Below are 10,993 nucleotides of genomic sequence, written 5' to 3' on the forward strand. Positions count from 1 at the left end.
ATTGGTCGGTCTGATTGGCAAGAGGCCCAGCCCTACTTCTCCTTAAGCATGCGGACAAGTCGCCCGGCTGCGTGAAGGTCTGTTAAGATGGGGGCTCTAAGGCTGGGAACTTCGAGATACGGAGGTTTGAACGCCCATGAGCGCGCCCGTTTTGGATCGAGATCATCTGGAGCAATATACCGCTGGCGATGCAGCGCTGGAGACCGAGTTGTTCGGCTTGCTGTCCGATCAGATCGATTCCTGCGTCGGTCTGATGAAGGCCGCCCGATCGGACGACGACTGGCGCACAGCGGTTCACACCCTCAAGGGCGCGGCGCGCGGCGTCGGCGCGATGGAGCTGGGCGAAGCGTGCGAAAAGGCGGAAGCCTGCTATCCGGACGCTGAGGCGTTGCAGGCGGTGGAGACGGCGTCCGCGCGGGCGCGAGACGCCATGGCGGCGGTGCGCGGCTAGCGAGTCTTGTCCCAGACCCTGAATTCGTAAGCGATCGATTGCTCGACCAGTTCGCGCCAGACCGGCTCGGCGATATCGGCCGGCAGGCCGGAGGCTTGGGCGCTTTTGAGCACCTTGCTCACCACATCCTCGATCCGCGCGTCGTCGCGCACCACATCCCGGCTGGGTTTGATGCGCGCTGCGGCCTGCATATAGCGCGTACGCTCGGTGATCAGCGCCACCAGGGCGCGGTCCATCCGGTCCACGCCGTCGCGGACCTCGGCCATGGTCTTACAGGCCTCAGGCGCCGTGCGGGCGTTGAGATCTTCGAGATCAAAATGGTCAGGCGTTTCAGACGACATGACGGCGTTATAGGCTGAAGTGTCACGGCCCCAAACCCCTGTCTCGCATTGCATCGCGGCGAGGTGCAGCTCAAACTCGCAAAAAGTTTTCAGGAGAGCGCCATGCAGCCCGTCACCCTCTACGGCAATATCGAAAGCGGCAATTGTCTGAAGACGTTGTGGGCGGCGAAATGCGCTGACGCGCCCCATGACTGGGTGGAAGTGGACATTTTCGGCGGTGAGACGCGCAGCGACTCCTTCCTGGCGCTCAACCCGGCCGGTCAGGTTCCAGTTCTGCGCATGGCGGACGGTCGCACGCTCGCTCAGTCCAATGCAACCTTGCTGTATCTTCTCGAAGGCACGGACTTGATCCCCGCAGACCCCTTCCAGCGCGCCGTGATGATGCAATGGCTGTTCTGGGAGCAATATTCCCACGAGCCCTATATCGCTGTGCGCCGCAGCGCGCTGCGCTTCAAGGGCGCAGCTGAATCCGATCTCGATCCCGATCTCTACGCCAAGGGACGCCGTGCCCTAGGGGTGATGGAGATGAACCTTCTGTCGCAGAGTTTCATGGTGGGCGAAGACATGACCGCCGCCGATATCGCGCTCGTCGCCTATACGCGCGTCGCCGATGAAGGCGGGTTCGATCTGTCGGAATTCCCGGCCGTCAATGGCTGGGTGCGCCGGGTGGAAAGCGCGCTGGGGATTGAGCACGGTCAGGCCGCCGTGCACGGCGACCCGGAATAGACCTGCGCCGCACCGGGTTACAGGTGCGGCGCCTTCCTGTCTTGTCGTTTAGAGGCAAGGCCTAATCATCCACCTCCCGATCTAGGAACTCCACGATCTCACGGGCCATCAGCGGGCCATATTCATCCAATGCAAAATGGCCGGTGTCGAGCAGGTGAAACTCTACAGTCTCGAGGTCGTTCAGATACGGGTGAGCACCAGCTTCGGGAAAGATGTGATCGTTCTTGCCCCACAAGATGATCGCCGGCGGCTGATGTTCGCGGAAGAGCGACTGCCAGAGCGGGTATTCATCCACATTGGTGCGGTAGTCATAAAACAAGTCCAGCTGGATTTCCTTGGCGCCCGGACGATCCAGAAGGTGCTGATCATGGTGCCAGCTGTCCCAGGACACGGTTTCAAGGTCGCCGACGCCATGGGTGTATTGCCATTCGGTGGCGCCCACTTCGAGAATTGGGCGCAAGGCGTCGCGATGCTCGACTGACGGCTCATTCCACAACGCCTTGATTGGATCCCAGAACTCTTCCAGCCCTTCTTCATAGGCGTTGCCGTTCTGGATGATGAAGCCGTCAACGCGCTCGGGATTGTCTGCAAACACGCGGAAGCCCACAGGCGCGCCATAATCCATCAGATACAAGCTGGCGCTCTCTACGCCTTTACGGTCCATGAGTTCAGTGACCATTCCGGCGTATTGCTCAAACGTGTACTCGAACTGTGCGCGGTCGGGCATGTCAGACGCGCCGAAGCCGGGATAGTCCGGAGCCAATACGTGATAACGGGTCGCCAGAACCGGGATCAGATTGCGGAACATATGCGACGATGTTGGAAAGCCGTGCAGGAGAAGCACCGTAGGACGGCTCGGGTCTCCGGCTTCACGATAGGCCATGTTTACGCCGTCGATTTCCATAGACCGGTAAGAGACCTGAGCCATTTCCGGCAGCAGGGTCGAAGCGACAACAGAGGTGGTGGTGTTGACCGCACTCGCGGTGTTTGAGGTGAGAACCGGAACGGCGGCTGCGAAAAGGGCCAGAGCTGCAACGCCGGCTTTGAGGGCAGTACGTGGGGAGGTCATGTTGTTTCTCCATAATTGACCGAACGATTGGTAAAATATCGAAGCGTGAGCATGGGTCAAGCTTTATTTTGCCGATTGTTCGGTTATATAGTGTCTTGAGCGTTCCAAGGAGGCCGAAATGGGCCGTAAAGCACTGATTGATAAAGATAGACTTTTCGAAAAAATTTCTGACGCTTTTCGCGCGGATGGCTATGAAGGCGCGTCTTTGGCGCGATTGTCAGAGGCGACCGGACTGAAAAAGGCGAGCCTGTATCACCGCTTTCCCGGCGGAAAGGAGCAGATGGCGTCCGAGATTCTTGATTGGGATGTAGGGCGGCTGGCTGAAGATGTGAGCGCAGACCTAAGCGCTGAAGGATCGGCCGGGGCGCGGCTGAGCGCCATGTCTCAAACCTTGCGCGCCTTTTATGATGATGGCGCGAGCGCGTGTCTTCTGAATCGGCTGACCGGATCTACCGACGCGCTGAACCAGTTTTCAGACCCGGTGGCCGGCGCCTTCCATGCCTTGCGGGATGCCATTTCGGGCGTATTGGAAGAAACCGGCCTGGCGTCTGATGAGGCGCGTCATAGGGCGGAAGATGGGCTGATGCTAATTCAGGGCGCTCTGGTCTACGCTCAAGCGACTCATGAGCCGGACGTGTTTGGTCGAGTCATACGCACTTTGCCAGAGCGTCTTCTCAGAGGACGAGTGGGCGTTTAACGCCGCTTGGTCAATTCCTTCATCGCCTTGTCGACGCCCGCCAGCGTGAGAGAGAACATGCGGTCTTCGCCGATGATCTCGCGCACCAGCTGCACCGAATAGGTGTGCGGCCACCAGCCTTCGGGCGTCGGGTTCAGCCACACCAGATGCGGGTAGGTTTCTTTCAGGCGCCGTAGCCAGACACCGCCCGCTTCCTCGTTCCAGTGCTCGACCGAGCCGCCAGGATGGGTGATCTCGGACGGAGACATGGCGGCGTCGCCCACGATCACCACCTTGTAGTCGCTGGGGTATTTATGGAGCACATCCCACATGGACTGGGTTTCGGTGCGGCGACGCAGATTGGACTTCCACACACCCTCATAGATGCAGTTGTGAAAGTAGAAATACTCAAGATTCTTGAACACGCCCCGCGCCGCCGAGAACAGGCGTTCAGTGAGGTCGATATAGGGGTCCATGGACCCGCCCACATCAAAGAACACCAGGACCTTCACGGCATTGCGGCGCTCGGGTCGCATCTGTACGTCGAGATAGCCCTTGTTGGCGGTGGCGCGGATGGTGCCGTCCAGATCAAGCTCTTCTTCCGCCCCGTCTCGCGCGAACTGGCGCAGACGACGCAGCGCGATTTTCAGATTGCGAGTGCCCAGCTCACGTTCGGAATCAAGATCCTTGAAGCGGCGGTTTTCCCAGACCTTGCTGGCTTTCTTGTTTTTCGACTTGCCGCCGATGCGCACACCGTTCGGGCTCCAGCCAGAATTGCCATAGGGGCTCGTGCCGCCGGTGCCGATCCATTTATTGCCGCCCTCATGGCGTTTCTCCTGCTCTTTGAGCCGGTCCTGAAGCGTCTTCATGAGCTGGTCGAAATCCATCTCCTGCAGCGCCTCCATTTCCTCCTTGGTGAGATGGCGCTGCATCTGGGCCTTCAGCCAGTCTTCGGGGATCTCGTCGGATTTGAACAGATCGCCTAAAGCCTCGATGCCCTCGAAATGATGGGCGAAGACCTTGTCGAACTTATCAAAATTGCGCTCGTCTTTGACCAGTGCCGCGCGGCTGACAGCATAAAAGCTGTCCACCTCCTGCTCGATCGCGCCCTTTTTCAGGGCTTCAAGCAGGGTGAGGTATTCCCGGGTCGAAACCGGAATTTTCGCCGCACGCAGATCGGTGAAGAAGCGATGGAAGAGGGCCATGCGCTCGCCTCCTAGCCTTCTCTCCGGGTCATGAAGGCGAGACGTTCAAACAGCTGAACATCCTGCTCGTTTTTCAGAAGCGCGCCATGAAGCGGCGGGATCAGCTTGCGGGTGTCGCGCTCGCGCAGGATGGCGGGATCGATGTCCTCGGCCAGCAAGAGCTTCAGCCAGTCCAGCAGTTCAGACGTGGAGGGCTTCTTCTTCAGGCCCGGCGCGCTGCGCACTTCAAAGAACATCTCCAGCGCTTCGGCCAGCAGCTCGGACTTGATGCCGGGGAAGTGGACATTGACGATCTGCTCCATCGTTTCCTCGTCGGGGAAGGCGATGAAGTGGAAGAAGCAGCGGCGCAGGAAGGCGTCGGGCAGTTCTTTTTCATTGTTGGAGGAGATGATCACGATCGGGCGCTGTTCGGCTTTGATCGTTTCGCCCGTCTCGTAGACATAGAACTCCATCCGGTCGAGCTCTTGCAGGAGGTCGTTGGGAAATTCGATATCGGCCTTGTCGATTTCGTCGATCAAGAGAACCGGGCGCACACCGGCGTCGAACGCCTCCCACAGCTTGCCCTTGCGGATATAGTTCTTGACGTCGTTGACCTTGTCATTGCCCAGCTGGGAATCGCGCAGACGCGCTACGGCGTCGTATTCATAAAGGCCCTGATGCGCCTTGGTGGTGGACTTGATATGCCATTCGATCAACGGCGCGCCCAGAGAGGACGCGACCTGGCGCGCCAGCTCGGTCTTGCCGGTGCCGGGTTCGCCTTTCACAAGAAGCGGACGTTCGAGAATGATGGCGGCGTTCACCGCTGCGGCCAGCTCTTCGGTGGCCACGTAATCCTTGGTGCCTTCAAAACGCATGTCGGGTGTTTTCCCTGTTTTGTTTTCTGTGCCGCCCGGGCGCTCCCCACGCCCGGTTGCAGCCTTGTTTGTGCGCACTTTAACGCTGCAGTTTACGCCCGTCATCCTTGCGCAGTGCAGCGAACATAAGCTCTGCGCGGTCCCAGTCATATGGGGTATCAATATCCTGAACGCGTTCAGGCGGGATCAGGATCGGAATGGAGCGCGGGGAAAAGACAGGGGCGTGGTCTCGCAAGGCGTTGGGGCGGCACCAGAAAAACTGCGCCGCGTCATGAAACGCCTCTTCCAGATCCTGTGATCTGGAGGGGATGAATTCAGGATACATCGGCGCGAGGCCAGGACCGGTCTCACTGTGTACGGCTCTCAGGGCGCGCTGCACAGGAAAGGCGAAGGGCGTTACCGAGATCGCATATTCTTGCTGGGGCGCGTTGATCAGGGCGTCATGACCGCGCGTGATGTCGTCGGCGCTGAGAAAGGGTGCGGTGGCGTAGATCGCGCAGACGAGCTCCGCGCTCTCGCCGGTGATCTGCTCCATCTCTTGCATGGCGTGCGCGATCACGGGGATGACGCCGGTAAAATCATCCGCCAGCTCGGACGGGCGCAAAAAGGGTGCGCTTGCGCCCTCCGCGATGGCGACCTCGGCGATTTCGGGATCATCGGTGCTGACGATCACATGATCAAACAGGCCTGTTTCCAGCGCCGCCGCGATGGGCCAGGCGATCATGGGGCGGCCATGAAACGGGCGCACATTTTTGCGCGGAATGCGTTTGGAGCCGCCGCGTGCGGGGATGACCGCGATCTTCATGGTCAGCGCCGGGTGTTGAGCGCGATGCCGTGAATTTCAGACACCGTGGAGGGCAAATGAAAGCTCTTGGACACCTTGGTGTGCTCGTCAAACACGGTGATCACGGTGTCGATGGCGATGTTCTGGCTCACCCCCAAGGCGGCGGAATAGTTCCGGTTCCGGCTCTGCCCGATAAAGAAGCGCGCGCCGTCATGGGCGAGGCCGCGGGCGAAACCCGGAAATTGCCCCACGCTCTGCGCGTTATTCTTCAAAAGACGCCCGCGCAGGGAATCGAGCACGACCAAAGAGCCGTCCACAAAGTCGATGGAGTGCGGCATCCACAGGTCCGTGATGACCGGGCCGACCCAGCGTTTCTCCGCCAGGTCGTATTCCAGCACCACGCCATCAAACACATCGCGCTTCCAATTGCCGGTAGCCGAAAACATGGACACATAAACGCTGTCGCCCAGCACCAGAATGTCATTGCAATGATGTTGCGCCGAGCCCGTGCGCGCCTGTTTGGAGCTGATCGGGATGCGGTCGATCTCTTCGCCCTGTTCGGAATAAACGAGGATGGCGTCGAGATACGAGCAGGCGATGAAATACTGCCGTCGCGCCTCGGACCAGCTTACGCCATGACAGCGCGCGCCCTGGGGCAGGGCGAAACTCTCAAGGATCTGGTAGTCGCGGTCAAAAAGGATCAGGCCGCGCTCGTCATCAATGGCGATGAAGTGTTCGCCATGAGGGCGCAGGCCGTGGAAATTGCCCTTGAAGACTTTGCGGAAGCTGTGCTGCGCGGCTGAGATTTTCAGCTCATACAGCCCGCCGCCGGCTTCGGGATCCTCAAGCGGCGGCAGACCGCAGGTGAACAGCACGGTCTCTTCAAGGCTTTCCATTTCCGCGATGATGCGCAGATCATTGAGCACCGGGGTGACGACAAAATCCTGGCCGGGGATGAGGCCGAAGCTGACCAGCTGCTCGCCCACTTCCACGAACGAGGTGGTGCAGATCACAATGAAAGGGCGCGGCGCAGCGTTTTTCAGGCTTTCGGGCGCGGCGATCAGCAGACCCGCCTGACGCTCGCCATGAAGGTTGGGATTATTGTCCACAATTGCGGTCACGCCCGAGATCCGGCGCAGGGTCTTGTCGGCGATATTGCCGGCGCCCGCCAGCACGATGGGCCGGCCCCGGCCGCGCACATTCACATCGGCGAAGGTCGTGAATTCGGCTGTGGTGGTGCGGCTCATACTTCGACGCCCTTGACCTGATACTGCTCGCGGCGCGGATCGTTTTTCTCAAGATGCACCGGGCCATAGCTCGACGCGCCGCCCCAGACATCATCCTTGACCCATTGATCGTTCTCGATGCGCCACACGCGCGGATCACGGAAGGTGTCGCAAATCTGATCAAATTCGGCTTCGCTCATATCCACATAGTTGAGCCAACGTTCGAGATCGCGGCGCGGTTTGACGTGGTCATGCTTTCTGACCATTTCGAGCCCGGTCTTGTAGTCCATCACCCCCAGGCGCACGTCCTGGCTGGCGTGATCGGTGGCGCGGCCATAGCCGAACTTGATGAATTTGAGATAGTCGTGAATTCCGTTCTCGTGCATGTCGTCGAGATTGGAGATTTTCCGGTAAGTGCGCTCGAACGGGTATTCGGCTTTCTTCCAGCCGTATTCAGCCTCGGCGACAGTCGCGCAGGTGTTGCCGTTCCATTTTTCGTAAAAGCCCAGATACACGCCGCGCACGCCCACCCGATCGATCTCCTCGTCCGAAGGATAGACCGCAAAATCGAGCTCTTTTTCCGTCAGGCCCATTTTCAGGTCTGGTCGGCCATGGCGCTCCAGCCCCTCATCGGTGAAGTCGTCCCAATCGAGCCCGTGCAGATCATGCTCCTTACGGGTCTTGGCGGTGAATTCAGGAAAGTCGGAATAGGAGAACATGCCGCCCAGATCGACCCAGCCATGGTCGCCCCACAGCATCAGCGGAATGTCATGCAGCACGGCCTGTTTGATCGGATAGGTCTTGATGCCGGCATGGTTGTGCCAGTTCATGTCGCCATGCAGCTTGAACCCCAGAAGGTTCATCTTGATCAGCGTGTCGAGCCCGGGGCGATAGATAATGTGATCTGCGCCGAACGCTTCGCGCATCAGCTGGAGATTGTACTCGCCCTCGGGCAGGAAGTTGTTGCCGTGATAGGTGACCAGCAGGGGCCGCAAGCCCAGTTTTTTCACCGCCAGGTGAGTCTGGTAATAGCTGTCCTTGCCGCCGCCGACGGGGATGACGCAGTCATAGCCTTTGGGGTTGCGATAATCATCGACCAGCTCTTCAAGCATGGTCCAACGCTCATCCCAGTCGATATCGACTTTCTGACCCGCGACCCGGCAGCCTGAACAGATCCCGTTCTCGTCAAAGGTCAGCGGAGCGGCTGACGAGCTGGGATAAAAACAGGTCTTGCAGAACTGGACACTCATGGCGCTTCCCTTTGCTGGGTCGATCGCGGCGGCGAATCATCACCGTCCTTAAGGGTAACAAAACGCCTCAATCGTTAAGTTTAGCCCAAGCGATGCATCACAAAGGGGAAGGGCGCAGCGTTGCGGATCCTGAGCGCACACCAGCCGGTCTACCTGCCGGGCTTGATCCTGTTTCACAAGATCGCCCTCAGCGATTTGTTCGTGCTGTTGCCGGACGTGCAGTTACAGCGTCATAGCTGGCAGCAGCGCAACCGTGTCAGGAATGGCAAGGATGCGATCTTTCTCTCCGTCCCGGTCAAAAAATCGGGCGATCTGCACCGCACGATCCGTCAGACCGAGATCGCGCCTGAGCCCTGGCGCAAGAAGCATCTGACGACGCTCAAACAGGTCTATGGGAAACGCCCGCATTTTGAGGCGTATTTTCCCGCCATAGAGGCGCTGATCGAAGCCGAGTACGAAAACCTCTCAGACCTTAATTGCGCGCTGATCCGGCATGTCTGCGCGGTTCTGGAGCTTGAGGCCCAGATCCTCGACAGCGCCGTGCTGGATCATGAAGGCGAAAGTCAGGACAGGCTGGTCTCGCTGTGCCACGCCGCTGGCGCAGACGCCTATCTCTCCAATGTGGGCGCTGCGAGCTATGTGGACGAGGCGGGCTTTTCCGCCAAGGGGGTGACCCATTACTGGCAGGCGTTCACGCCGCCTGTATACCCGCAGGGCAAGGCGTTCCTGCCCAATCTCTCCATCGTCGACGCCTTGTTCAATCTCGGACCGGAGACGGCCCAGCTGGTGCGTAGTTGCGGAGAGATGACACGCGATCTGGAAGTGGCTCAGGCGGCTTTGGGAATACGATAACAGCTGAAACCCCGGCCAAGCGGAGCGCGGAGCCGGGGCCTTCGTCAGGATTTTGCGCTTACAGCAGAGAGAGATCCCGGGTCGTCGCTACGCTCGCCCGGGAATTCATGAGTGTTCGAATAGAATAACTTGACCCGATAAGCCCTACATCCGAACGTCAAAGCCCGCCCGTTGCAAAGCGCGCTTGCCGCCCCGGTCAGCCAGTTCCTTGAAGTGCCAGATATTGGCGGCGGCCACAGCGTCGGCGCCGGCTTTAAGGCCTTTTGAATAATGCTCGTACACCCCGACGCCCGAACAGGCGATAACGGGGATGGTGACGGCCTGTGAGACCTGTTCGACCAGCGCTGTGTCATAGCCTGTGCCGCGACCATCGCGATCAAGGCTCTGCAAGAGGATTTCGCCCGCACCGCGGTCTTCGGCCTCTTTCGCCCAGCTCACCGGATCACGGCCCGTGGCGGTCCGCCCGCCCCGGGTCATCACTTCATAGCCGTCATCGGTCTGGCGCACATCCACGCTGACCACCATGGCTTGCGCGCCAAAGCGTTTGGCGACCTGACTGATCAGCTCCGGCGTTTCGAAAGCGGTGGTGTTGATCGCCACCTTGTCGGCGCCGCGTGAAAAGATCTCGCGCACTTGATCGAGCGAGGTGATGCGCCCGCCCCAGGTCAGCGGCATGAAGCACTGGCTCGCCACCGCTTCGAGCACCTCCATGGAATCGGCATAGGCGCGATTACCGGAATCGCGTCGCCCCTGCGCCAGCCCGCCTTCGCGGCTGATGTCGAGATAAATCAGCTCGTCCACCTTCCACTCGTTAAAGCGCGATACTTCGTGCAGCGGATCCCCAATGATCTGATGTTGGGTGAAGGTTTCAGACCGGACCAGCTGGCCGTTCATCAGCAACAGGACCGGAATCAGGCGCGGCATCAGCATGACGAGGCGAACTCCAGCCAGTTGGTGAGCAGGGCGAGGCCGGCCTTGTGGCTTTTCTCCGGGTGGAATTGCGCCGCCCAGACCGAACCATGCTCCAGCGCGCAGACAAAGCGTTCGCCATGCTCTGACCAACCCGCTGCGTCGTCAGCGCGTTCAGGCTCGCAGACAAACGAATGAACAAAGTAGAAGGCTTCGTTTTCAGGCAGCCCTTTGAAGAGCCCTGCGGTTTTGGACGCTTCCACATGGTTCCAGCCCACATGCGGGACGCGATAGGGCGGGTCATGGGGCGGCGGGGCGAGGCGGCGCACCTGGCCGGGAATGATGCCCAAACCTTGATGCTGGCCATGCTCGGAGCTTTCATCGAGCAGCAGCTGCATGCCGAGGCAAATGCCCAGAAGGGGGCGGTGCTCGCCTGCAATCTCGTTCTTTAGAAGCGCAGCCAGTCCCAGCTCCTGCAAATGCGCCATGCCTTCGCCAAAGGCCCCGACGCCAGGCAGCACCACGCCCTTCGCCGCGCGCAGCACGCCGGGATCATGGCTCACCACCACATCAGCGCCCAGATGGTTGAGCGCGTTTCTCACCGAGGTGAGGTTGCCCATGCCGTAATCAATGATCGCGATTGTCATGTG

At 59.8% G+C, this 10,993-nt stretch carries 13 protein-coding genes; 4 read left to right on the top strand and 9 right to left on the bottom strand.

Annotated elements, in window-relative coordinates; genetic code table 11:
- Positions 1-136: 136 nt before the first annotated feature.
- Positions 137-451, top strand: coding sequence for an Hpt domain-containing protein (locus ACP154_RS09550; protein WP_107712766.1), 315 nt, complete (start codon positions 137-139; stop codon positions 449-451).
- On the opposite strand, the gene ACP154_RS09555 is transcribed toward ACP154_RS09550, so the two are convergent.
- Positions 448-792 (bottom strand): chorismate mutase, encoded by a 345-nt coding sequence (locus ACP154_RS09555; protein ID WP_421859657.1) that lies wholly within the window; start codon positions 790-792, stop codon positions 448-450. The genes ACP154_RS09550 and ACP154_RS09555 overlap by 4 nt on opposite strands.
- A 102-nt stretch (positions 793-894) precedes the next feature.
- On the opposite strand from ACP154_RS09555, the gene ACP154_RS09560 reads away from it, so the two are divergent.
- Positions 895-1,518 (top strand): glutathione S-transferase family protein, encoded by a 624-nt coding sequence (locus ACP154_RS09560; RefSeq protein WP_421859656.1) that lies wholly within the window; start codon positions 895-897, stop codon positions 1,516-1,518.
- 61 nt (positions 1,519-1,579) lie between these two features.
- Here the strand turns inward: ACP154_RS09560 and ACP154_RS09565 are convergent, their stop codons facing one another.
- On the bottom strand, positions 1,580-2,587 hold the full coding sequence (locus ACP154_RS09565; protein ID WP_421859655.1) for an alpha/beta fold hydrolase: 1,008 nt from the start codon (positions 2,585-2,587) through the stop codon (positions 1,580-1,582).
- A gap of 118 nt (positions 2,588-2,705) precedes the next feature.
- On the opposite strand from ACP154_RS09565, the gene ACP154_RS09570 reads away from it, so the two are divergent.
- A complete protein-coding gene (locus tag ACP154_RS09570; protein ID WP_421859653.1) occupies positions 2,706-3,284 on the top strand; it encodes a TetR/AcrR family transcriptional regulator in 579 nt (192 codons plus the stop codon).
- On the opposite strand, the gene ACP154_RS09575 is transcribed toward ACP154_RS09570, so the two are convergent.
- From ACP154_RS09575 to ACP154_RS09595, 5 genes are all read right to left on the bottom strand, one after another.
- Positions 3,281-4,468, bottom strand: a complete 1,188-nt coding sequence (locus ACP154_RS09575) for a vWA domain-containing protein (protein WP_421859652.1) — start codon at positions 4,466-4,468, stop codon at positions 3,281-3,283. The two genes, ACP154_RS09570 and ACP154_RS09575, sit on opposite strands and share 4 nt — an antisense overlap.
- Positions 4,469-4,479: 11 nt before the next feature.
- Positions 4,480-5,322, bottom strand: a complete 843-nt coding sequence (locus ACP154_RS09580; RefSeq protein ID WP_107712769.1) for an AAA family ATPase — start codon at positions 5,320-5,322, stop codon at positions 4,480-4,482.
- Between the two features lie 79 nt (positions 5,323-5,401).
- On the bottom strand, positions 5,402-6,127 hold the full coding sequence (gene pseF, locus ACP154_RS09585) for a pseudaminic acid cytidylyltransferase (RefSeq protein WP_421859651.1): 726 nt from the start codon (positions 6,125-6,127) through the stop codon (positions 5,402-5,404).
- A 2-nt stretch (positions 6,128-6,129) separates the two neighbouring features.
- Positions 6,130-7,353, bottom strand: coding sequence for a DUF4915 domain-containing protein (locus ACP154_RS09590; RefSeq protein WP_421859649.1), 1,224 nt, complete (start codon positions 7,351-7,353; stop codon positions 6,130-6,132).
- Positions 7,350-8,582, bottom strand: coding sequence for an N-acetyl sugar amidotransferase (locus ACP154_RS09595; RefSeq protein ID WP_421859648.1), 1,233 nt, complete (start codon positions 8,580-8,582; stop codon positions 7,350-7,352). The genes ACP154_RS09590 and ACP154_RS09595 overlap by 4 nt, the downstream gene beginning before the upstream one ends.
- A gap of 120 nt (positions 8,583-8,702) precedes the next feature.
- Here ACP154_RS09595 and ACP154_RS09600 point away from each other — a divergent pair, with 120 nt between their 5' ends.
- Positions 8,703-9,434: a WbqC family protein gene (locus ACP154_RS09600; RefSeq protein ID WP_421859647.1), complete on the top strand. Its 732-nt coding sequence runs from the start codon at positions 8,703-8,705 to the stop codon at positions 9,432-9,434.
- A gap of 144 nt (positions 9,435-9,578) precedes the next feature.
- Here the strand turns inward: ACP154_RS09600 and hisF are convergent, their stop codons facing one another.
- Entirely contained in the window at positions 9,579-10,364 is a 786-nt protein-coding gene (gene hisF, locus ACP154_RS09605) for an imidazole glycerol phosphate synthase subunit HisF (protein WP_421859645.1), read from the bottom strand.
- Entirely contained in the window at positions 10,358-10,990 is a 633-nt protein-coding gene (gene hisH, locus ACP154_RS09610; protein WP_421859643.1) for an imidazole glycerol phosphate synthase subunit HisH, read from the bottom strand. Before hisH ends, hisF begins: the two co-directional genes overlap by 7 nt.
- Positions 10,991-10,993 lie beyond the last annotated feature (3 nt).

The organism is Oceanicaulis sp. (genome assembly GCF_965249665.1).
Lineage (GTDB): Bacteria > Pseudomonadota > Alphaproteobacteria > Caulobacterales > Maricaulaceae > Oceanicaulis.

What these genes read in the sequence shown, in the direction of transcription:
- ACP154_RS09570 (WP_421859653.1), top strand. Translation starts at nt 2,706, where the DNA reads ATGGGCCGTAAAGCACTGATTGATAAAGATAGACTTTTCGAAAAAATT.
- ACP154_RS09550 (WP_107712766.1), top strand. Translation starts at nt 137, where the DNA reads ATGAGCGCGCCCGTTTTGGATCGAGATCATCTGGAGCAATATACCGCT.
- ACP154_RS09595 (WP_421859648.1), bottom strand. Translation starts at nt 8,582, where the DNA reads ATGAGTGTCCAGTTCTGCAAGACCTGTTTTTATCCCAGCTCGTCAGCC.
- ACP154_RS09580 (WP_107712769.1), bottom strand. Translation starts at nt 5,322, where the DNA reads ATGCGTTTTGAAGGCACCAAGGATTACGTGGCCACCGAAGAGCTGGCC.
- hisF (WP_421859645.1), bottom strand. Translation starts at nt 10,364, where the DNA reads ATGCTGATGCCGCGCCTGATTCCGGTCCTGTTGCTGATGAACGGCCAG.
- ACP154_RS09565 (WP_421859655.1), bottom strand. Translation starts at nt 2,587, where the DNA reads ATGACCTCCCCACGTACTGCCCTCAAAGCCGGCGTTGCAGCTCTGGCC.
- ACP154_RS09555 (WP_421859657.1), bottom strand. Translation starts at nt 792, where the DNA reads ATGTCGTCTGAAACGCCTGACCATTTTGATCTCGAAGATCTCAACGCC.
- hisH (WP_421859643.1), bottom strand. Translation starts at nt 10,990, where the DNA reads ATGACAATCGCGATCATTGATTACGGCATGGGCAACCTCACCTCGGTG.
- ACP154_RS09590 (WP_421859649.1), bottom strand. Translation starts at nt 7,353, where the DNA reads ATGAGCCGCACCACCACAGCCGAATTCACGACCTTCGCCGATGTGAAT.
- pseF (WP_421859651.1), bottom strand. Translation starts at nt 6,127, where the DNA reads ATGAAGATCGCGGTCATCCCCGCACGCGGCGGCTCCAAACGCATTCCG.
- ACP154_RS09575 (WP_421859652.1), bottom strand. Translation starts at nt 4,468, where the DNA reads ATGGCCCTCTTCCATCGCTTCTTCACCGATCTGCGTGCGGCGAAAATT.
- ACP154_RS09560 (WP_421859656.1), top strand. Translation starts at nt 895, where the DNA reads ATGCAGCCCGTCACCCTCTACGGCAATATCGAAAGCGGCAATTGTCTG.